Source organism: Achromobacter sp. E1 (genome assembly GCF_037039475.1).
Classification (GTDB): Bacteria; Pseudomonadota; Gammaproteobacteria; order Burkholderiales; family Burkholderiaceae_B; genus Achromobacter; species Achromobacter mucicolens.
Map to the genome: position 1 here is coordinate 2232422 of NZ_CP146253.1, position 19707 is coordinate 2252128.

The 19707-nt window shown below is 68.0% G+C and carries 21 protein-coding genes; 1 reads left to right on the forward strand and 20 read right to left on the reverse strand.

The annotated features are described in order from the left end of the window. Positions 1–26 precede the first annotated feature (26 nt). From ccmI to V6V88_RS10315, 16 genes are all read right to left on the reverse strand, one after another. The gene (ccmI, locus tag V6V88_RS10240; RefSeq protein ID WP_223575249.1) at positions 27–1280 is read right to left on the reverse strand and encodes a c-type cytochrome biogenesis protein CcmI; all 1254 of its coding nucleotides are present in this window, start codon (positions 1278–1280) and stop codon (positions 27–29) included. Further along, complete coding sequence (locus V6V88_RS10245; protein ID WP_223576485.1) at positions 1277–1747, reverse strand: cytochrome c-type biogenesis protein; 471 nt, start codon at positions 1745–1747, stop codon at positions 1277–1279. Before V6V88_RS10245 ends, ccmI begins: the two co-directional genes overlap by 4 nt. Positions 1748–1803: 56 nt before the next feature. After that, complete coding sequence (locus tag V6V88_RS10250) at positions 1804–2325, reverse strand: DsbE family thiol:disulfide interchange protein (RefSeq protein ID WP_062841797.1); 522 nt, start codon at positions 2323–2325, stop codon at positions 1804–1806. Further along, positions 2325–4349, reverse strand: a complete 2025-nt coding sequence (locus tag V6V88_RS10255; protein WP_338619190.1) for a heme lyase CcmF/NrfE family subunit — start codon at positions 4347–4349, stop codon at positions 2325–2327. The genes V6V88_RS10250 and V6V88_RS10255 overlap by 1 nt, the downstream gene beginning before the upstream one ends. After that, on the reverse strand, positions 4346–4852 hold the full coding sequence (ccmE, locus tag V6V88_RS10260) for a cytochrome c maturation protein CcmE (RefSeq protein WP_223575253.1): 507 nt from the start codon (positions 4850–4852) through the stop codon (positions 4346–4348). The genes V6V88_RS10255 and ccmE overlap by 4 nt, the downstream gene beginning before the upstream one ends. Then, positions 4849–4998: a heme exporter protein CcmD gene (ccmD, locus tag V6V88_RS10265; RefSeq protein WP_056316183.1), complete on the reverse strand. Its 150-nt coding sequence runs from the start codon at positions 4996–4998 to the stop codon at positions 4849–4851. The genes ccmE and ccmD overlap by 4 nt, the downstream gene beginning before the upstream one ends. Continuing rightward, positions 4995–5831, reverse strand: coding sequence for a heme ABC transporter permease CcmC (ccmC, locus tag V6V88_RS10270; protein ID WP_338619192.1), 837 nt, complete (start codon positions 5829–5831; stop codon positions 4995–4997). Before ccmC ends, ccmD begins: the two co-directional genes overlap by 4 nt. Before the next feature lie 8 nt (positions 5832–5839). Continuing rightward, complete coding sequence (gene ccmB / locus V6V88_RS10275) at positions 5840–6505, reverse strand: heme exporter protein CcmB (RefSeq protein ID WP_338619574.1); 666 nt, start codon at positions 6503–6505, stop codon at positions 5840–5842. Next, complete coding sequence (ccmA, locus tag V6V88_RS10280; protein ID WP_338619196.1) at positions 6471–7154, reverse strand: heme ABC exporter ATP-binding protein CcmA; 684 nt, start codon at positions 7152–7154, stop codon at positions 6471–6473. Before ccmA ends, ccmB begins: the two co-directional genes overlap by 35 nt. Next, positions 7141–7779, reverse strand: a complete 639-nt coding sequence (locus V6V88_RS10285) for a cytochrome c3 family protein (protein WP_108696731.1) — start codon at positions 7777–7779, stop codon at positions 7141–7143. Before V6V88_RS10285 ends, ccmA begins: the two co-directional genes overlap by 14 nt. A gap of 16 nt (positions 7780–7795) precedes the next feature. Beyond that, complete coding sequence (locus V6V88_RS10290; RefSeq protein WP_338619197.1) at positions 7796–8272, reverse strand: nitrate reductase cytochrome c-type subunit; 477 nt, start codon at positions 8270–8272, stop codon at positions 7796–7798. Positions 8273–8290: 18 nt separating this feature from the next. Further along, a complete protein-coding gene (napA, locus tag V6V88_RS10295; RefSeq protein WP_056316199.1) occupies positions 8291–10786 on the reverse strand; it encodes a periplasmic nitrate reductase subunit alpha in 2496 nt (831 codons plus the stop codon). Continuing rightward, complete coding sequence (locus tag V6V88_RS10300; RefSeq protein WP_223575259.1) at positions 10770–11111, reverse strand: chaperone NapD; 342 nt, start codon at positions 11109–11111, stop codon at positions 10770–10772. Before V6V88_RS10300 ends, napA begins: the two co-directional genes overlap by 17 nt. Next, complete coding sequence (napE, locus tag V6V88_RS10305) at positions 11111–11269, reverse strand: periplasmic nitrate reductase, NapE protein (protein ID WP_056316205.1); 159 nt, start codon at positions 11267–11269, stop codon at positions 11111–11113. Before napE ends, V6V88_RS10300 begins: the two co-directional genes overlap by 1 nt. A gap of 279 nt (positions 11270–11548) precedes the next feature. After that, positions 11549–12409 carry a 3-keto-5-aminohexanoate cleavage protein gene (locus V6V88_RS10310; protein WP_223575261.1) on the reverse strand — a complete coding sequence of 287 codons (861 nt, stop codon included), beginning with the start codon at positions 12407–12409 and terminating at the stop codon, positions 11549–11551. Continuing rightward, positions 12406–13368, reverse strand: a complete 963-nt coding sequence (locus tag V6V88_RS10315; RefSeq protein WP_338619202.1) for a 3-hydroxyacyl-CoA dehydrogenase NAD-binding domain-containing protein — start codon at positions 13366–13368, stop codon at positions 12406–12408. The genes V6V88_RS10310 and V6V88_RS10315 overlap by 4 nt, the downstream gene beginning before the upstream one ends. 123 nt (positions 13369–13491) lie before the next feature. Between V6V88_RS10315 and V6V88_RS10320 the strand changes: the two genes are divergently transcribed. After that, positions 13492–14400 (forward strand): LysR family transcriptional regulator, encoded by a 909-nt coding sequence (locus V6V88_RS10320; RefSeq protein ID WP_062840807.1) that lies wholly within the window; start codon positions 13492–13494, stop codon positions 14398–14400. An 88-nt stretch (positions 14401–14488) separates the two neighbouring features. Here V6V88_RS10320 and V6V88_RS10325 read toward each other — a convergent pair whose 3' ends face one another. The 4 genes from V6V88_RS10325 to V6V88_RS10340 form a co-directional block, all read right to left on the reverse strand. Next, positions 14489–16924, reverse strand: coding sequence for a TonB-dependent receptor (locus V6V88_RS10325; RefSeq protein ID WP_280003855.1), 2436 nt, complete (start codon positions 16922–16924; stop codon positions 14489–14491). A 70-nt stretch (positions 16925–16994) separates the two neighbouring features. Then, positions 16995–18047 carry a FecR family protein gene (locus tag V6V88_RS10330; protein WP_338619206.1) on the reverse strand — a complete coding sequence of 351 codons (1053 nt, stop codon included), beginning with the start codon at positions 18045–18047 and terminating at the stop codon, positions 16995–16997. 8 nt (positions 18048–18055) lie between these two features. After that, a complete protein-coding gene (locus tag V6V88_RS10335; RefSeq protein WP_128828040.1) occupies positions 18056–18577 on the reverse strand; it encodes a sigma-70 family RNA polymerase sigma factor in 522 nt (173 codons plus the stop codon). Between the two features lie 233 nt (positions 18578–18810). Further along, positions 18811–19707 (reverse strand): polysaccharide deacetylase family protein, encoded by an 897-nt coding sequence (locus V6V88_RS10340; RefSeq protein ID WP_338619209.1) that lies wholly within the window; start codon positions 19705–19707, stop codon positions 18811–18813.

Consider the following 19707-nt stretch of genomic DNA (forward strand, 5'->3'; position numbering starts at 1 on the left):
GCGGCCCGCGAGCGCGGCGGTAAGCGTCAGGGCACGACGGTGTCGGCCACCAGCGCCAGGCCGTCCGCCCGAGGCCCCACATCCGTCAGCACGCCGTGCAGGTCTCCGGGCTGGGCGGCGGCGTTGCCCGAGCGGCTGACGCGAATCTCCACACGCACCTTGCCGGCCTTGGACAGCGTGGCGTCCGGCGACATGGCGGTGCTGTCGTCCAGCACGAAGGCCCGCGGCAGGTCCGCGGCCTGCATCTTCAGGATGGCGACGGGCATGCGCGATCCCGTCATGGGGCGCGCCAGGATGAAAACGGTGTCGGTCGGGTGGACCTGATCGCGCAGGGCGTCGGCGATCCGAGCCTGGCCGGCCAGCCGGGCGGTCGTGACCGAAGGGCCGGCGGAAGGGTCGGGCGCCATTGCGCCGGGCGCCGCCGTGCCGCTTGCCGCCATGGCGCGCGCCTGGGCGATGTTCGTCTGGATCTGCCGCGCGGCCTCGGAGTCCGGCGGCAGCAGCGCGCGCAGCCGTTCCCAGTGCGTCAGCGCGTCGGCAGCGTCTCCGCGGCGCAGCGCCATCATGCCGGCCAGCGCCAGGGCCTTGGGCTGGTCGGGATCGGCCTGAAGCGCTTGCGCAACGGCGGCAATGGAGGCCTCGTCGGGCTGTCCCTGCCGTGCCGACAGCAGCGCGTCGGCCAGATCGGCCAGCACGGCGGGTTGGCCGGGCACTAACCGCAGCACTTCCTGATAAGCGGCGACGGCGTCGTTGTAGCGGCCCAGCGTTTCGTAGGAACGCGCCAGCATGTACCAGCCGTCGGCGTCATCGGGCGAGGCGCGCAGGCGCTGGGCCAGCGCGTTGATCGCCAGCGCCATGTCGTTGTCCGCCGCCTGCGCATGCGGCTCGGGCGCCTGTGACAAGGCGACGGTGGCGACCGCGCGCGGATTGCCGAGCTGGCCGTACAGCAGCACCGCGGCCACCGGAACGGCCACCGTCAGCACGCAGGCCGCGGCCAGGCCGGCGCGCTGACCGCCCAGCCGCGCGCGCGGATCGCGGCGCATCGCCAGATCCTGCAGCAGGTCTCGCTGAAGCTCTTCGTCGGCGCGGGCGTGCGCCTGCGCGGTGAGGGCGCCGTTGGCGAGATCGCGGCGCAGTTTTTCGCGCTGCGCAAGGTAGAAGGCACGCACGCTGGCGTCCGACGCGGTCTCCGCGGCCGGCGTGCGGCGCAGCAGCGGCGGCACCAGGCAGAGCAGGGTGGCCAAGAGCAGGGCCAGGACGATGAGCCAGAGCGTGGTCATGAGCCGGAATCCAGGAAGCGGGCGGCGCGGGCGCGTTCGTCCGCGGTCAGCGGCGCGCGCACGCCGGCACGCCGCTTGAGTGTGCGCACCAGCACCAGAAAGCCCAGCGCCAGCAGCGCAAAGGGGCCCAGCCAGAGCAGCCAGGTGACCGGCTTGAACGGCGGGTCGTAGCGCACGAAGTCGCCGTAACGGTCTTCGAAAAAGCGCATGATCTGCGCGTCGGTCTTGCCGTCGGCAAGCTGGCCGCGAATGAGGTTGCGCATGTCCTGCGCCAGCGGCGCATTGGATTCGGCCAGGGTCTGATTCTGGCAGACCAGGCAGCGCAATCCATGCGCCAGCTTGTCGGCGCGCTGCTCTTGTTCGGCCGACAGCACGGGGGCCGGCGCGGTGTTCGGGCCGGGCGCCGCAAGCAGCGCGGCCGGCAGCAGCAGAAGGCTTAGCAGTAGCGGCAGAAGCAGGCGACGCAGCGAACGACGACGCAGCGAAAGATGAAGCAGCGGGCAAGGCTGACAAGGCGCGGCGGTCATTGCAGCGCCTCGATGACAGGTTGCAGGCGCGTGCGCCATAGCTCCGGCGTGATGAGGCCCAGGTGCTTGTAGCGGATGCGGCCGTCGCCGTCGATTACAAAGGTCTCGGGCACGCCGTAGACGCCATACTCGATGCCCACGCGCCCGTCGACGTCGCTGGCGGACGCGAGGTACGGATTGCCGTTGCGCGCCAGCCATTGGCGCGCCTCGTCAGGCTTGTCCTTATAATTCAGCCCGTAAAGCGCAATGCCGTGGCGCTGCGCGGCCTCGCGCAGCACGGGCAGCTCGTCCTTGCAGGGGCCGCACCAGGACGCCCACACATTCAGCAGCCACACCTTGCCGCGCTGCGACTCCACATCCAGCGTCTTGCCGGGCTCCAGCAGGTCGGGCAGGCCGATGGCGGGCGCGGGTTTGTCGATCATCGCGGACGGCACCGCGCGCGGGTCGCGCGACAGCCCCTTCGCCAGAAACACGGCCATCGTCAGAAAGATCGCAAGCGGCAGCAGATAGCGCAGCATCAATAGCCCTCCCGCGCCGCGCGGGCAGTCTCCGGCACGCCGGCCTGCGCTGCCCGCTGTGCCTCTGCCTTGGTCTGCGCTTGCTGCGCACGCCGGTAGCGGCCATCGCCCGCCGCCAGCAGGCCGCCCAGCGCCATCAGGATGCAGCCGGTCCAGATCCAGGTCATGAAGGGCTTGACCTGGATGCGCACGGTCCAGGCGTTGCCGGCCACCGGTTCGCCCAGCGCGACGAAGAGGTCGCGGGTAAAACCGCTGTCGATGTCGGCCTGGCTGAGCGCCATGTCCTGCACGGTGTAATGGCGCTTTTCGGGATACAGCGTCACCACCGGCTTGCCGTCCCGCACGACGTGGAATACCGCGCGTTGCGCGGTGTAGTTGGGGCCGGTGGCCGGGCCGATGCCGGCAAACGTGAACTGGTAGCCGCCGGCTTCCTGCGTGGCGCCCACGGCCACGCGCAGCTCGCGCTTGTCCTCGTAGCCGTTGGCAAGCGTGACGCCCGCGATGAAGATGCCCACGCCCACGTGCGCCAGCAGCATCCCGTACCAAGCGCGTGGCTGGCGCGTAAGCCGCCGCAGCACCTCGCCGTCGCCATCCATCAGGCGCTGGCGCGCGTGCGCCGCGGCGCTGGCGACAGACCAGGCGGCAAGCCACAAGCCCAGCACGATCATCGGCGAACCAAAGCGCGACGGCCCGGGCATGGCCAGCGGCACCAGCACCGCCGTCAGCACGCTGACCACGAAGGCCGCGCGCAGGCGTTTGCCCAGCTCGGGCACCTCGGCCTGTTTCCAGCGCGCGACGGGTCCGACCCCCATCAGGAAGATCGCGGGTGTCATCAGCGGCACGAACACGGCTTCGAAGTAGGGCGGCCCGATGGAGATCTTGCCCCACTCCATCACGTCCAGCACGACGGGGTACAGCGTGCCCAGCAGCACCGAGCCCGCCGCGACCGTCAGCACGACGTTGTTGGACAGCAGCAGCGATTCACGCGACAGCAGGGAAAAGCCGCCGCCCAGCCCGACGGTGGGCGCGCGCCATGCGTACAGCGCAAGCGAGCCGCCCACGATCAGCGTCATGAACGCGAGGATGTACAGGCCCCGGCCCGGGTCCACCGCAAACGCGTGAACCGACGTCAGCACACCCGAACGGACCAGGAACGTGCCCAGGATGCTGAGCGAAAACGTGCAGATGGCCAGCAGCACGGTCCAGCTTCGGAACGCGCCGCGCCGCTCGGTCACGATCAGTGAATGGATCAGCGCCGTGCCCGCCAGCCACGGCATGAACGACGCGTTCTCGACCGGATCCCAGAACCACCAGCCGCCCCAGCCGAGCACGTAGTAGGCCCACGCGCTGCCCAGCAGGATGCCGATGGTCAGGAACGTCCACGCGGCCAGCGTCCACGGCCGCACCCAGCGCGCCCACATGGCGTCCAGCTCGCCCGACAGGAGCGCCGCAATGGCAAAGGCGAATGCCACCGAGAAGCCCACGTAACCCATGTACAGCATGGGCGGGTGCACGATCATGCCGGGGTCCTGCAGCAGCGGGTTCAGGTCGCGGCCCGCCATGGCGGGCGGGATCAGGCGCTCGAACGGATTGGACAGGAACAGCATGAACAGCAGGAAGCCCACGCTGATCCAGCCCATCACCGCCAGCACGCGGCCGACGAAGGGCAGGGGAAGCCGCTTGCTGCACAGCGCTACCGCCAGCGTCCACGCGGTCAGCAGATACAGCCACAGCAGCAGCGACCCCTCGTGTCCGCCCCACACCGCCGCGAAGCGGTAGCCGGCCGGCAGGTCGGCATGGGAGTTCGCGGCTACATACAGCACCGAAAAATCGTTGTGAACGAACGACCACGCCAGGCAGGCGAAGGCCAGCGTCGTCAGGCCGAACTGGCCGATGGCGGCGGGCCGGGCCACACGCAACCCGGCCTGCCAGCCGGTGGCCGCGCCGATGAGCGGCAGGGTGCCTTGCGCCACCGCGACCAGCAACGCGAGGATCAGGCAGAAAAGACCGATTTCGGGGATCATCGCGCCTCCGCCTGAAGGGCTGGGCCGTAGCCCGATGCCGGTACGCCCGCCGCCGGTACGCCCGCCGCACCCTGCGCGCGCTGCTCCGCCTTCTTGATCGCGTCGGCGGCTTCGGGCGGCATGTAGTTCTCGTCGTGCTTGGCCAGCACCTCGGTCGCGCGGAATACGCCGTCCGTGCCCATCTTGCCCGCCACCACCACGCCCTTGCCCTCGCGGAACAGATCGGGCAGGAGGCCCTGGTAGGTGACGGGCACGGCATGGGCGGTGTCCGTCACTGCAAAGCGCAGCGTCAGGCCGTCGGCGTCGCGGCGCAGCGAGCCTTGTTCTACCAGGCCGCCCACGCGGAAGCTGCCGCTGGCGGGCGCCTCGTGCGCCACCACCTGCGTCGGGCTGAAGAAGAACACCAGATTCGATTGCAGCGCGTTGAGCACCAGCGCGGTGGCCAGGCCCAACAGGCCAAGGCCGCCCACGATGGCGAGCGCGCGGCGTTTGCGCGGGGTCATCGGCGCGGCCCTCCGGGGCGGCGCGCGCGGCGTGCGCGCCGCCACAGCGCCAGCACTTCCCAGGCCATCAGCGCGATCGTGACGCCGTAGGCGCCCATCAGGTAGGGCCCGTGGCCCTGCAGCGAAAAAAACGTATCCCAGTTCATGGCGCCTCCGACCGCGTGCCGCGGCGCACGCCGGCAGCCGCCGCGCCGTCCGGCGAACCGGCCGCCGGCGTGCCACCCGATGGCACGGCGCCCGGCTCGCGCTCCACAATGATCCCGCGCACGCGCGCCAGCGCGACCGCCGCGCTGTACAGCCAGAAGGCCGCCACCATCAGCAGCATGGCGGTCACCATGACGCGCGCCATGCTGGGGGCCGACGTCAGGTTGATCGAGGCGCCCTGGTGCAGCGTGCTCCACCATTGCACCGAGAAATAGATGATCGGCACGTTCACCACGCCCGCCAGCAGCAGGATCGCGCCACCGCGGTCCGCGCGCTGCGTGTCGTCGGTGGCGGCCTGCAGGGCCATGAAGCCCAGGTACAGGAACAGCAGGATCAGCTCGGACGTGAGCCGGGCGTCCCACACCCACCACGTGCCCCAGGTCGGCTTGCCCCAGAGCGCACCTGTCCACAGCGTCAGGAAGGTAAAGAGCGCGCCCGTGGGCGCCAGCGCGCGCATCATCATGAACGACAGGCGCGTATTGAAGACGAGGCCCAGCGCCGCATACCCCGCCATCAGCAGATACAGGAACATCGACATCCAGGCCGCGGCCACGTGGATGAAGAGGATGCGGTAGACCTCGCCCTGCTGGCTGTCGATGGGCGCCACCACGAGGCCCGTGTACAAGCCGGCCGCGGCAAGCAGGGCGGCGCCCGCCGCGAAGAACGGAATCATCCGCCCGGCCAGCGGATAGAACAGTGCGGGCGACGCATAGCGCAGCCAGCTTGACCGCGCGGCGGCGGGGCGGGGAGCGTCGAAGGTGGAGGGATTGTGCATGGATAACCTCAGTCCAGCGCCACGCGCAGCGCCGCCGATGCGCCCCAGGGGCAGAGCAGGATCGCCAGGCAAAGGCCTGCGCCCAGCAGCGACAGCTGCGGCCCCGCGCCCAGCCCGGCGTGCGTGGCCGACACGGCGCCCGCGCCAAAGATCAGCACCGGCACGTACAGCGGCAGCACCAGGAGCGGCAGCAGCGCGCCGCCGCGCAGGCCCAGCGTCAGCGCCGCGCCCAGGCCGCCCACCAGCGCCAGCGTCGGCGTGCCCAGCAGCAGGGACAGCACCAGGATGCCGATGGCGTGCGGCGGCAGGCCGAATTGCAACGCCAGCACCGGGCTGGCAAGAATCAGCGGCACGCAGGTGCTGAACCAGTGCGCGCCCAGCTTCACGCCCACCAGCATGGGCAGCGGATGCGGCGACACCAGCAGCTGCTCCAGCGCGCCGTTGTCGTAGTCCTGCGCAAACGGGCGATTGAGGCTGAGCAGGATGCCCAGAAGCGCGCAGACCCACAGCACGCCGGGCCCGATTGCCAGCAGCAGCACGGGATCGGGCCCCGCCGCCAGCGGGAACAGCGACCCCGCGACGATGAAGAACAGCGTCGCGCCCAGCGTGTCGGCCGGTCGACGCCAGGCCAGCCGGACTTCACGCAGCGCCAACTGAGACAACGTTGCCAGCATCCGCGTAGTCATCCATGTTCAGGGTTTGGGTGTGTTTGGCTAGGGTTGCCGGGCCGCGATGCGAGGCGACGACGGCCGCGCCGCCCGCCGCCAGATGGGCGGCAAGCGCCTCGCCCAGCTGGTCCAGGCTGGCCGCGTCCAGGCCGGCGTCGGGTTCGTCCAGCAGCCACAGGGGCTTGGCGCCCAGCACCACGCCGGCCAGCGCCAGCCGGCGGCCCTGGCCTTGCGACAGGCGGGCGGCAGGCGTGTGCACGCAGCCGCCCAGCCGCCATGTCTGCAGGCAGGCAGCGATCGCGTCGTCGCCGTGCGGCGTGCCGGCCACGTGCAGCGCGCAGCGCAGGTTTTCCAGTGCGGTCAGGTCGCCCGACAGGCCATTGCCGTGTCCCAGATAGGCCGTGCGTGCAAAGTGCGCCGCCGGATCATGGCGGATGTCGCCGTCGCGGCCGATGACAGCGCCGTCCAGCGGCCTCAATAGGCCCGCCAGCATCCGCAGCAGACTGGTCTTGCCGCTGCCATTGGCGCCTTGTACATGCAGAAGCTGACCGGCGTACAAGTCGAGATCCAGCGACGCGGACCCTTCGGGCGCCCCGCGCCGGCTGACCAGCCCGCGCGCGCTCAGCATCGGCGGCGGCGCGTCAGCGGGCCGCATTGGCGACCTCTTTGGACGCCCTGGCCGGCGGCGTCGCGTCAGAGGTCTGGCCAGGCGGTATGTGCGGCAGTGTGTGGGCGATGCCCTTGTGGCAGTCGATGCAGGTCTTGGACTTGTCGGCCAGGTAGGTCGAGTGCATGTTCTGTGCGCGCACGCTCTGGCGCGTGAAATCCATGTACTCGTAGTTGTGGCAGTTGCGGCATTCCAGCGAGTCGTTCGCCTTGAAGCGCGCCCACTCGTGCTGCGCCAGCTCCAGCCGCTTGTCCACGAACTTCTCGCGCGTGTCGATGGTGCCGAAGATTTTGCCCCAGACTTCCTTGGACGCCTGCATCTTGCGGGCGATCTTGTCGGTCCAGTTGTGCGGCACGTGGCAGTCCGAGCACAGCGCCCGCACGCCCGAGCGGTTGGTGAAGTGGATCGTGCCTTTCAGTTCCGCGTACACGTTGTCACGCATTTCATGGCAGCCGGTGCAGAACTTCTCGGTGTTCGTCAGCTCCATGGCGGTGTTGAACGCGCCCCAGAACAGGATGCCGCCGATGAATCCGCCAACGGTCAGAAAGCCCAGGCTGAAGTGCACGCTGGGCCGGCGGATGATGTTCCAGTAACGCTTGATGAGCTTGACCATGACGGGCTCCTGTCCCTCACTTCTTGTCGGGCGCCGGGGCGGAGAGGCGCTTGAGGATCACGTCGATGTCCTGGAAGTTGTTGGGGACCAGCGGCTTGGCCTCCGTTTGCGGAACGTGGCACTGCAGACAGAAGTAGCGGCGCGGCGACACTTCGGCCAGCACGTTGCTGTCGCGGTCCATGTAGTGCGTCACGCTCAGCGGCACCGCCTGCGTCTGCTCCGTGTTGACGCGGGCGTGACAGGCCAGGCAGCGGTTGAAGTTCTTGTCGATCTGGTAGCCGTCGATCTTGTGCGGAATGGTCGGCGGCTGCATCGAGTACGTGCGCATGCGCCGCACGTCGCGGTTTTCAACCGGGGCCATCAGGGGCGGCGTGGCCGATTCGGTCAGCGGCGTCGGCCCCCGCATCGGATCGACCATCGGGTCGGGCGGGGCGGCCCACGCGTTGGAACCGATCAGAAAGACGATGGCGATCGAAGTGGCGCGAATGTTCATGAGCATCTCCGTCGGCCGTCAAGCCTTGGTGATCTTGACCGCGCACTTCTTGAAGTCGGTCTGGAACGAGATCGGATCGGTGGCGTCGAGCGTGACCTTGTTGATCAGCTGGCCGGCGTCGAACCAGGGCACGAACACCAGGCCGCGCGGCGGCTTGTTGCGCCCGCGCGTCTCCACGCGGGTCTGCATCTTGCCGCGCCGCGACGCAATCTCCACCAGTACGCCGCGCCGCAGCCCCATGGCCTGCGCGTCATCCGGGTGCATGAAGCAAACCGCGTCGGGGAAGGCGCGATACAACTCCGGCACGCGCCGCGTCATCGAGCCGGAGTGCCAGTGCTCCAGCACGCGGCCGGTGGACAGCCAGAAGGGATATTCCTCGTCCGGCACCTCGGGCGGCGGCTCGTAGGGCAGGGCATAGATGTTGGCCTTGCCGTCCGGGTTGCCATAGAAATTGAAGCCGGAGCCGACCTTCACGTACGGGTCCGCCTTCTCGCGGTACCGCCAGCGTGTCTCGACCCCGTCCACAACGGGCCAGCGCAGCCCGCGCACCTGGTGATAGGTGTCAAAGGGCGCCAGGTCGTGGCCATGGCCGCGGCCGAACTCGGCGTATTCCTCGAAGAGCCCCTTCTGCACGTAGAAGCCGAACGCCTTGGCCTCGTCGTTGGCGTACTCCGGGTCCAGCTCCGTGTTCGGAAACTTGTTGACCTTGCCGTTCTCGAACAGCACCTGAAAAAGCGTCTTGCCTCGAAGTTCGGGCTTTTTGGCCAGCAGGTCCGCGGGCCAGACCTCGTCGGTGGTGAAGCGCTTGGAGAACTCCATCAATTGCCACAGATCCGACCGCGCGCCGCTGGGCGCGTTGACCAACTGGTGCCAGAACTGCGTGCGCCGCTCGGCGTTGCCGTAGGCGCCTTCCTTCTCGACCCACATCGCGGTGGGCAGAACCAGATCGGCCGAGATCGTGGTGACCGTCGGGTAGGCGTCGGACACCACGATGAAATTGGCGGGGTTGCGGTAGCCGGGGTAGCCTTCGTTCAACATGTTGGCCGCGGCCTGCATGTTGTTGTTGACCATCACCCAGTAGGCGTTGATGGTGCCGTCCTTCAACATCCGGTTCTGCAAGACCGCGTGGGCGCCAACCTTTTCGGGGATGGTGCCGTCAGGCAGCCCCCAGACTTCTTCGGCGCGCGCCCGGTGCTTGGGGTTGGTCACGACCAGATCCGCGGGCAGGCGGTGTGAGAACGTGCCCACCTCGCGCGCCGTGCCACAGGCGGACGGCTGGCCCGTCAGCGAAAACGGGCTGTTCCCCGGGGTGGAGATCTTGCCCGTCAGCAAATGGATGTTGTAGACCAGGTTGTTCGCCCACACGCCGCGGGTGTGCTGGTTAAAGCCCATGGTCCAGAACGACATGACCCGGATCTTCGGGTCGGCGTACAGCTCGGCCAGCGCTTCCAGATTCCGCGCCGGCACACCAGTCAGCTTGGCGGTGTATTCCAGGTCGTACTTGGAGACGAACTTCGCGTACTCATCGAAGGTGATCGGGCGCGACCCGCCGGCATTGTTGGCGTTCTTGGCGGCCTTTTGCAGCGGGTGCTCCGGACGCAGGCCATAACCGATGTCGGTATTGCCCTCCAGGAACCGGGTGTGCTCGTCGACGAACTCGCGGTTGACACGCTTGGTCTTGATGATGTGGTTGGCGATGTAGTTCAGGATCGCCAGGTCGGTCTGCGGCGTGAACGTCAGCGACACGTCGGCCAGCTCATACGACCGGTTCTCGAAGGTGGACAGCACCACCACCTTGGTATTGGGCTTGCTCAGCCGCCTGTCGGTCACCCGCGTCCACAGGATGGGGTGCATTTCGGCCATGTTGGCGCCCCACAGCACGAAGGCGTCGGCGCTTTCAATGTCGTCATAACAGCCCATGGGCTCGTCGGCGCCAAACGTGCGGATGAAGCCCACCGCCGCCGACGCCATGCAGTGGCGCGCGTTCGGGTCGAGGTTGTTGGTGCGGAACCCCGCCTTCATCAGTTTGAGCGCGGCGTAGCCTTCCCAGATGGTCCATTGGCCCGAGCCGAACATGCCGACGGCTTCGGGGCCTTTGTCCTTGAGCACGCGCTTGAACTGTTCGGCCATGACGTCAAACGCCTGGTCCCACGAGACCGGGGCAAGTTCGCCATCCTTGGCGTACTTGCCGTCCTTCATGCGCAACAGCGGCGAGGTCAGCCGGTCATTGCCGTACATGATCTTGGACAGGAAATAGCCCTTGACGCAGTTCAGGCCGCGATTGACTTCCGCGTTGAAGTCGCCGTGCGTCGCCACGACCTGGTTGTCCTTCACCGCGACGTTCACGCCGCAGCCGGTCCCGCAGAATCGACAGGGCGCCTTCGACCACTTCAGCTTGGCGGCTTCCGACTCGGTCACGATGTTCTGCGTGTAGCCCACGATGGGGATGCCGGCTACCGTGGCGGCAGCGGCGGCGGCAGATTGCTTGATGAACTCTCTACGAGCCATGGACATCGTCAATCTCCTCATTCATCGCGGCAAGCGTGTCGGAATGCTGATACACCAGCGCCGAGGCTAGTACGCCATCCAGCCGCTGGATCTGCGCGATGCGCGCAAGCATGTCTTCGGTAGAGGGGGCTTCCAGCGTGACCACCAGCTTGCCGGTCTCGGAAGCGCCGTGGATTTCGCCGCCGTCGATCGCAAGGATCGCGCCGCGAACATCGGCCAGCCGGCGCGGGGCGGCATGCACCACCATGCTGGCGATGTGCAGCTCGGGCGCCGCGCTACAGGACGCGGGGGCGGGCCGACTGTCGGGGGAAGGGGGGAGGGCGCTTGTCATCAGCTTCCCGGGGGGCCTGCAAACATCTGGTAGATCCAGACCGCAAAACCGTACCCGGCCACGATGACTACTGCCAGCACCGGAGCCATGACTGCCGCCAGGAACAGGAAACTTCGGAATTCCTGGGCTTTTGTGTAGCCATCGGATTCGTCTTGCACACACCACCTCGCTGCAAAAACTTGTAGGGGTATTGCGTCAAACGTACTGATGCGAAAGTTTGTAGCAGATGACTTTGCGCTGCGTCAATGTTGCAACACAGCGAAATATTCGAGAAGGTACCGCGGACTGTTTACGCTGCGATGACGGCAAAGACAGTCCGTGCATACGCCAATGCAGATGCCAACGCGGATGCCCGCGATACCGCGTGCGGCCGCGTCGGCGGATCGCGATGCCGCCCGCCACCGCGTCAGGCGGCTGCGATGCCGCCCGCCGCCGCGTCAGCCGATCGCGCCGTATATGCGCCGGGCGTCCGCCGCCGTCGCCAGCGGCCGGCCCAATGCCTGCGCGCCTTGCGCGGCCTGCGCCACTAATGCCGCGTTGTCCGGGGCGATCGTCCCGTCGCGCAGCTTCAGGTTGTTTTCAAACCCCACGCGCATGTGCCCGCCAAACGCGGCAGCCGTCGTGACGCAGGCGTTTTCCTCGGGGCCGAAGGCGCAGATGGCCCACGGCAGCGAATGATCGTAGGCGGCCAGAAAGGGCAGCAGGTCGTGCGCCGACGACGTCTGCCCGGCGCTGTAGCGCCCCAGCACGAACAGCACCGACCACGCGCCGGGCGGCACCAGCCCGCGCGCGCGCAGCGACAGCCAGCGGCGCACGTCGGCCTCGTCGTACAGGATGATCTGCGTCATGATGCGGCGCTCGGCCAGCCATGCCAGGAAGGCGGCCAGTTCCGCTTCGGCAATGCCCGGCACGGCGATTTCGCGCAGGCCGATGGAGACGGCTTCGGGCTGCAATTCGCGCACCATCGCGATCTGCTCGGCAGCCTGGTACACGCCCGCCGCTTCGCTGGTCACCTGCACCAGCAGTTCATCGCCGACTGCCTTGTGCACCGCGGCAAGCGCGTCGCGATAGGCCTGGGCATCCAGCAGGTGGCTGCCGTCGGGTTTGCGCACGTGCATGTGCATCATGGCGGCGCCGGCGTCCAGGCAGGCCCGGGCCTCGCTGGCCAGGGCCTGCGCGGTCAACGGCACGGCCGGGTGGTCGGCGGTCTTCTTGTAGGCGCCGTTGGGCGCGACGGTGATGATGACGGGCGAGTCGGCCAGCGCGGCGCGCGGCAGGACGGGGGCCAGGGCGCTCATGGCTGGATCTCCGGCAGTTCGGGAGCAATCAGGTCCAGGCCCGCGCGCAGCAGCCTGTCGTAGCGCGCGCGTTCGGCGGCGATGGTCTCGGGCGTCCAGACATGGAAGCCCTCGCCGGCCTTCATGCCGTGGCGCCCGTCGGCGGCGCGTTCCGTCAGGCAGCGCGCCGGGTGGTCGGCGTTGCAGAAGGTGGGATACATCGTGGCGCCGGCCGCCGCGTGAACGTCGATGCCGGCGTGGTCGCGCTGCATGACGGGGCCCGCCGCCAGGAACCGGAAGCCGAAGCCGAAGCGCACGGCGGCGTCCACGTCCTCGGGCGACGCGATGCCGCGGTCGATGAGGTCAAAGGCTTCGCGGGACAAGGCGTGCTGCAGGCGGTTGGCCAGAAATCCGGGCAGATCCTGCTTGACCTTGACCGGCACGCTGCCGCAACGCCGCATGAATGCAATCAGCGTGTCGGCGCAGGCCTCGTCGCTGGCCTCGCCCAGCACCACTTCCACCAGCGGCACCAGGTGCGCGGGCATGAAAAAGTGCAGGCCCAGCATGCGGCCGCGCGTGTCCAGCCCCTGGCTGATCGCACTGATCGGAAAGCTGGAACTGTTGCTGGCCAGGATGGCGTCCGGCCGCGTGCGCCGCGCCAGGTCCGCAAACAGGGCCTGCTTGATGTCCAGCCGCTCGGGAATGCACTCGATGACCAGATCCACGGTGGACCAATCCAACGCGTCCAGCGACGGCGCGGTGGCCAGCAGCGTGGCGTTTGCCTCGCGCCCGATGACCTTCAGGTTCTCCGCCACCCGCGCCGGCACGCCGGCCGCGCGCTCGGCATTCGATTCGATTACCGTCGTGCGGCACGCCGTGCGCGTCAGCACGACGGCCACATCCGCGCCCATCGTGCCGCCGCCCACCACCACCGCATGCGCCGCGCCCGGATTGGGCAGCGCCTTCGCGTCCTTCTGCATGCTGTTCTCCTGATTCTGGAAACCCGTCTGGAGGCGAGTGTAGAGAAGCGCGGTTGATTGATGAATCAGAATTTTTGAATAGAATGATCGACTAATCAGATCAATAACGTCCGGGGACAAACCATGCAGATCAATCTCTCGATGCGCGACATCGACACCACGCTGGTGCTGGGCCGCACGCTCAATTTCCGGCAGGCCGCCGGGCAGCTGCATCTGTCGCAGTCGGCGCTATCCACGCAGATCCAGCGGATCGAGGAGGCGCTGGGCGTGCGACTGTTCGACCGCACCACGCGCACCGTGCGGCTGACGGCCGCAGGCGAGGTCTTTCTGCAGCAGGCCGCGACCCTGCAGGCGGCTTTTCGCGACGCAATCGCCGCCGTGAGCGGCATTTCCAGCGCGGAAGAGGGCCAGGTGTCGGTCGCCGCGCTGCCGTCGCTGGCGGCGCGGCTGCTGCCGCGCGTGTTGATGACCTACCGCCAGGCGCACCCGCATGTCGCGCTGAAGGTGCGCGACACGCTGTCCGGCCCGGCCTTCGACCTGGTGCGCGCGGGCGAAGTGGACTTTGCCCTGACCGCCGCCGACCCGCAGCACGCCGACCTGCACTACGTGCCGCTGATGTCCGACAGCTTCATCCTGCTGATCCCCGAGGCGCACCCGCTTGCGCGCGCAAAGGGTCCGCTGCGCTGGGCCGACACGGCCGGCGCGGAGCATGTGTCCATGGTCCACCCGAGCAGCGTGCGCCAATACACGGAATGGGCCTTCCTGCAGAACCGCATCCGCTTTGCGCCCGCCTTCGAGGCCGAACACCTGACCACCATCGTGGCCATGGTGGAATGCGGCTTCGGCGTGGCCGCGCTGCCAGAGATCGCCGCCGGCGCGGTGGCGCAGACCGGCATCGTGCAGCGCCGCCTGACGGCGCCGGTGGCCGAGCGCTCAATTGGGTTGGTGACGGCGCGCAACCGCAGTCTGTCGCCGGCTGCCGTGGCGCTGGTGCAGACGCTTCGGGAGTACGTGGCGGCGCAGCCGCGATGAAAAAAAGCCGGCCTCGTTGCGGAGGCCGGCTTTGCGGCAGGCAGCGGATTCGCGGCGCGGGGGCCGCGAATCCTTGCAGGCGTACGGATCAAAAATCAATCTGCGCCGACAACAAGAACGTGCGCGGCGCGGCCACCGTCGCGTACGAGCCGCTGGCCAGCCAGAAGTCCTTGTTGAACAGGTTTTCGATATTCGCGCGGAACACCACGGAGCGGCCCAGGATCTCGGTGTTGTAGCGCGCGCCGATGTCGTAGCGGGTCCACGAGGGCAGGGTCAGCGTGTTGGCCGCGTTGAAGTACATCGACGAGGTGTGGATCACGCGGGCGTTCAGGCTCAGGCCGCGCACCCAGGGGGTGTCCCAGTCCACGCCCAGGTTGAAGGTGTTCTTCGGCACGCCGTTGGCTTCGTTGCCGTCGTTCACGCCGCCCGCGGTGCGCTTGAGGGTGGCGTCGTAGAACGTGGCGCTGGCCATCATGCGCAGGCCCGGCATGGCTTCGCCGAAGGCCGACAGTTCCAGGCCGCGGTTGCGCTGTTCGCCGTCGAAGCTGTAGATCCGCGTGTCGGGATCGGTCATCGAGTTGGGGCGCGTGATCTGGAACACCGAGGCGCTGGTGATGATCTTGCCCCAGTCGACCTTGACGCCCGCTTCGTATTGCTTGGACTTGTAGGGCGCAAACACCTGGCCGGCGTTGGCGGCCGTGGCGGGGGCGATGCCGCCGCGGGTCAGGCCGGAGGTGAAGTTGCCGTACAGCGAGACGTTGGAAATCGGCTTGAACACGATGCCGGCGACCGGGGAGATCGCGCTTTCGTCATAGGCGTTCAGGCGCGCGCCGGTGGCGGTCGAATAGTTGTCCAGCGCGACGCGCTGGTTGCGCAGGCCGCCGGTGATAAGCAGGGTGTCGTCGGCAAAGGACAGGGTGTCGGTCAGCGTGTAGCTGGTCAACTCGGTCTTGGACGCCTTTTGCGGCGCGCCGCGGTAGGCCGTGACCGGGGGCAGCGGCGCGGGGCGGTAGATGCTGGACGGCACGCCCGGGCCCGAAGACGTGACGTAGGCGTTGCCGGACTCCTGGTCCAGGCGCGTGGCCGACAGGGTGACGGTGTGGCCGACGCCCCAGGTGTCGAAGCGGGCGCGCAGGCCGACGTCGCCCGTCCAGGTGCGCGAATACGAGTCGTAATACGCGTTGGACACCGTGAAATTGCCGAGCGCATCGGCGGGGCCGGACGGGAAGGTCTGCTCGGCGGTGCCGTAGCGGTAGCCGGTCGCGCCGTAGACCATCAGGTGGTCGTTGATGTCGTACTCGAGGCGGGTGGCCACGGTCGAGTCGTTCAGCTTGAGCTTCGTGCCGGGATAGAAGTTGCGGTGGCCGGACGGCGGCGACGGCAGCGAGGTCACGTTCGACTGGAAGCCGATCTGGGGACGGAAATTGTCGATGTCTTCGTGCTGGGTGTAGGCATCCAGCGACCAGCGCAGCTTCGTGCCGCGGTAGTCGAGCGCCAGCGCGCCCACGCCTTGCTCCTGCTTGCCGTCATCGATGTTGGTGTCGCCGTTGCTGTAGACGCCGTTGACGCGGATGCCCCATTCGTTGTTCTCGCCAAAGCGCCGGCCCATGTCGAGCTGGCCGCCCAGTTGCGATTTGCTCTGGTAGGTCGTGGTCAGGCGGGTCAGGGGTTCGTCGCCCGCGCGCTTGGTGACGATGTTGATGCCGCCGCCGATGCTGCCGCTGGGGCCGATGCCGTTCATCAGCGTGCCGGGGCCCTTCAGGACTTCGACGCGCTCCATCATGGCCGCGGGCATGCGGCTGGCGGACGCCAGGCCGTACAGGCCGTTCAGGCCCACGTCGCCTGCCGCGACGGAAAAGCCGCGGATCTGGAATTCGTCGGAGAAGCCGCCGCTGGACGTGGTGGTGCGCACCGAGGACTCGCTGATGACGATGTCGGCCAGCGTGCGGGCCTGCTGGTTCTCGATCATCTGCGCGGTGTAGTTGGTGGTGCTGAACGGCACGTCCATGACGTCGCCCGTGCCCAACACGCCCAGGCCGCCGCCGCGCGCCACCTGGCCGCCCGCGAAGGGCGCGGGCAGGGTGGGATCGGCGGCCGAGGCCGTCACCGTCACGGCGGGCAGTTGCGTCGTGGCGATGCCCGCGCCGGCCGGGCGGTCCAGCACATAGCTGCCGTTGGATTGCGGCAGCACGCGGATGCCGGTGCCGGCCAGCAGGGTGTCCAGCCCGCCGCGCACGCCGTAGGTGCCACGCAGCCCATTGCTTTGCAGGCCGGCCGTCACGTCGGGCCGGAACGACAGCACGATGCCGGCTTCGCGCCCGAAGCGGCCCAAAGCATCCTCAAGCGTCCCCGCGGGAATGTCGTAGCTGCGCGTGGCGGCGGCCTGCGCGTGGGCGGCGGTGGGGACGGCCAGTGCGGGGGCCGCGAGCAGCGTGGCGGTGGCGATGCGGCCCGCCAGGCGCGCCGTGGCTGCGCGGCGCAGGATGCGGGAGGACTGGCGCTTGGGCGCCCGGACGTGATTCATGAACTGGCCTTTCAGAGAGGTGAGGTTGCTGTGTGCTCACCCTCCTTGACCCTTCGGATCGAAAAACGGATCAGCTTTTTTGTAACAGCGGCGACGGACGCGCCGTGTCGGGGCCGGCGATGAGGTGCAGGCGGCGGCCGCGCCAGCGCCGCGTCTCGGTTTCCACGCGGATGTCCAGCGTGGCGCTGAGCGCGGCCAGCACCTTGTCCACGTTGTTGACGGGAAAGGAACCGGACAGCAGCCGGTCCGCCACGGCCGGATCGCAACTCAGCGTGTCGCGGCTATAGCGGCCGAGTTCGGCAATGAAGTCCGCCAGGCGCATGCCGCGCGCCACGATGAAGCCGTCTTTCCAGGCGATCTGGTTGGTTTCGGCGGCGGCTGGCTGCGCGACATCACGCGACGAGTAATGGGCGCGCAGCCCGGCCTGCAGCGTCAGTCCGTGCGCGGCGTCGTCGCGCGGGCGGATCTGGACGGCGCCTTCGAACACGCTGACCTCGGTCGAGGTGTCCAGCAGCCGCACGGCGTATTCGGTGCCCAGCGCGCGCGCGGTGCCGTGCGCGGTCTCGACAAGAAAGGGCCGGTGGGGTACGCCTGTCTCTTGGGCGGTGGTGATCAGGATTTCGCCCGCGATGAGCGCCACGCGCCGCAAACCCGCGCTGTAGCGCACGTCGATGGCGCTGTCGGTGTTCAGCACCACACGGGTTCCGTCCGGCAGCGTCAGGCTGCGGTGTTCGCCGATGGCGGTGCGATGGTCTGACGTCCACGTACGCCACGGGGCGCTCTGCCCGACGCCCCAGGCCGCGCCGCTGGTGATACCCAGGAGGCTCACGGCCTTCAACGCGCGCCGGCGCTGGGCGCAGGCGGGGGCAGCCAGCGCTGCCTGCGCGATGGCCGAGCTTCCCGGGGCAGCCAGCGGCTGCAGTCGGCCTTGCACGGATTCGATGCGCAGCCACGCGCGCTCGTGGTCGGGGTGCGCGGCGCGCCAGGAGGCCCATGCGCGCACCGTTTCCGGCGCGACGGGGTCGTCTTGCAATTGCACCAGCCATTCCAGCGCGCGTTGCGCGACGGCGGGCGACACGGCAGCCGCATCGCGGGTGGCACCGTACCACGGCGAGGCGGACATGCGGCGGCTCATCCGGTAAAAGACAGATCGGCGAAGCAGCAGCGCTGCAACGCCTTGACGAGATAGCGCTTGACCGTGGGGACCGAGATGCCCAGCGCCTCGGCCACCTGGGCATGCGTGTGCCCGTCCAGCTGCGACAGCAGGAATGCCTGCCGCACGATGGCGGGCAGCCCATCCAGCAGACGGTCCAGCTCCAGCAGCGTTTCCAGCACGATGGCCCGGTCCTCGGGCGACCAGTGCACCGCCTGAGGCGCCTGGGCCAGCGCTTCCAGATACGCGCGCTCCAGTTTCTCGCGGCGCCAGTGGTTGGACACCAGGTGCTGGGCGACGGTAGTAAGAAACGCGCGCGGTTCGGTGAGCGTGGCCGGAATCCGGTCGCTGCTAAGCAGGCGGATGAAGGTGTCGTGAGCCAGGTCTTCCGCTTGATCGGCGTTGCCCAGGCGGCGGCGCAACCATCCTCTCAGCCAGGAGTGGTGATCGCTATAAAGCGTTTCGATGGAGGAGGGGAAGGCGCATCCCGGCGTACTCAAGATCCAACCTTTTGATCAAGCCGCCGGCGCCTCGCAGTCGGAGGCGGGACAACTGCTCATGCGAATTACGGGAAATAGTAATTGTTATTATTACCGATTCCAGGCAGGGCTTGTCAAATTGTTGCCGGGCGAGGGCGGCCGGGCGTTGCCGGCAGGCGTCAGATATGAGCGGCCGGATAGGTGGTTCTGAAACCGAGTGGCGGAATCGGTTTCAGAACCGGTGGGGCACTGGGCTATTGCGGCATGGTGCCGGCGCCGAGCGCCGCGCAGTGATCGTAGATGGCGCCCGGCCGGGTGAACCAGATCTTGTCGCGCTCGGGGTGTTCGACGATGTACTTCAGTGCACGGCGCAAGGCCCGCAGGCGGTAAGGCTGGCCGACGATCATGGTGTGCAGCGCAATGCCGCAGACCAGAGGCTGCGTGGCCGATTGCGCCAGCATTTCGTCGAACTGATCGATGATCATCTGTTCAAATTCCACGGCGGAATGGCGGCGCACCAGCATCTGCGGCGAGTCATTGATCTCCAGCGGATAGGGCACGGACATCAACGGGCCTTGTTGCGTGCTCATCCATACCGGTTGGTCGTCGGCCGGCCAATCCATGACGAATTTGTAGCCGGTTTCCACCAGCAATTCCGGTGTCTGGTGGCTTTGCGACATCCATGGTCCCATCCAGCCGCGAACATCCTGGCCGGTATGCGTCTTGATGGCATCGCGCACCTCCAGCAGCAGGCGGCGTTCGTCGGCCGGCCAGAGATGCCCTTGGGCTTCGGCATTGGTCCGGCCATGGCCGATGATCTCATCGCCACGCGCTACCAGGCGTTCGGCGATCTGCGGCGCGTAGTCAAAGACCACGGTGTTGAGCAAATGGGCGGCTGGCAGCTCAAGCTCATCGAACAGATCCAGCAGGCGCCAGACGCCGACCCGGTTCCCATAATCTCGCCATGCGAACGCGCGTACATCCGGCTGCGGCAGCTCGGCGCCGAGATTGTGTCCCCGGCCGGCGCCGAAGGCGAAATGCTCGATGTTCAGGCCCAGGTAAACCGCCAGACGTTTGCCTTGCGGCCAGTTGTAGTTGCTGCGTTCTGGAATCGCGCTATAGGGATAGCGGTCGTGATACGGAAGAAGCAT

Bases quoted from the DNA above. Each gene is read 5' to 3' on its own strand.
- V6V88_RS10255 (WP_338619190.1), bottom strand. From the start codon at position 4,349: ATGATCCCCGAAATCGGTCTTTTCTGCCTGATCCTCGCGTTGCTGGTC.
- V6V88_RS10285 (WP_108696731.1), bottom strand. From the start codon at position 7,779: ATGGTCAAGCTCATCAAGCGTTACTGGAACATCATCCGCCGGCCCAGC.
- V6V88_RS10310 (WP_223575261.1), bottom strand. From the start codon at position 12,409: ATGAGCGCCCTGGCCCCCGTCCTGCCGCGCGCCGCGCTGGCCGACTCG.
- V6V88_RS10330 (WP_338619206.1), bottom strand. From the start codon at position 18,047: ATGTCCGCCTCGCCGTGGTACGGTGCCACCCGCGATGCGGCTGCCGTG.
- ccmC (WP_338619192.1), bottom strand. From the start codon at position 5,831: ATGCACAATCCCTCCACCTTCGACGCTCCCCGCCCCGCCGCCGCGCGG.
- napA (WP_056316199.1), bottom strand. From the start codon at position 10,786: ATGTCCATGGCTCGTAGAGAGTTCATCAAGCAATCTGCCGCCGCCGCT.
- ccmE (WP_223575253.1), bottom strand. From the start codon at position 4,852: ATGACCCCGCGCAAACGCCGCGCGCTCGCCATCGTGGGCGGCCTTGGC.
- V6V88_RS10250 (WP_062841797.1), bottom strand. From the start codon at position 2,325: ATGCTGCGCTATCTGCTGCCGCTTGCGATCTTTCTGACGATGGCCGTG.
- ccmA (WP_338619196.1), bottom strand. From the start codon at position 7,154: ATGCGGCCCGCTGACGCGCCGCCGCCGATGCTGAGCGCGCGCGGGCTG.
- ccmD (WP_056316183.1), bottom strand. From the start codon at position 4,998: ATGAACTGGGATACGTTTTTTTCGCTGCAGGGCCACGGGCCCTACCTG.
- ccmI (WP_223575249.1), bottom strand. From the start codon at position 1,280: ATGACCACGCTCTGGCTCATCGTCCTGGCCCTGCTCTTGGCCACCCTG.
- V6V88_RS10300 (WP_223575259.1), bottom strand. From the start codon at position 11,111: ATGACAAGCGCCCTCCCCCCTTCCCCCGACAGTCGGCCCGCCCCCGCG.
- V6V88_RS10340 (WP_338619209.1), bottom strand. From the start codon at position 19,707: ATGCTTCTTCCGTATCACGACCGCTATCCCTATAGCGCGATTCCAGAA.
- V6V88_RS10315 (WP_338619202.1), bottom strand. From the start codon at position 13,368: ATGCAGAAGGACGCGAAGGCGCTGCCCAATCCGGGCGCGGCGCATGCG.
- V6V88_RS10320 (WP_062840807.1), top strand. From the start codon at position 13,492: ATGCAGATCAATCTCTCGATGCGCGACATCGACACCACGCTGGTGCTG.
- V6V88_RS10290 (WP_338619197.1), bottom strand. From the start codon at position 8,272: ATGAACATTCGCGCCACTTCGATCGCCATCGTCTTTCTGATCGGTTCC.
- V6V88_RS10325 (WP_280003855.1), bottom strand. From the start codon at position 16,924: ATGAATCACGTCCGGGCGCCCAAGCGCCAGTCCTCCCGCATCCTGCGC.
- ccmB (WP_338619574.1), bottom strand. From the start codon at position 6,505: ATGCTGGCAACGTTGTCTCAGTTGGCGCTGCGTGAAGTCCGGCTGGCC.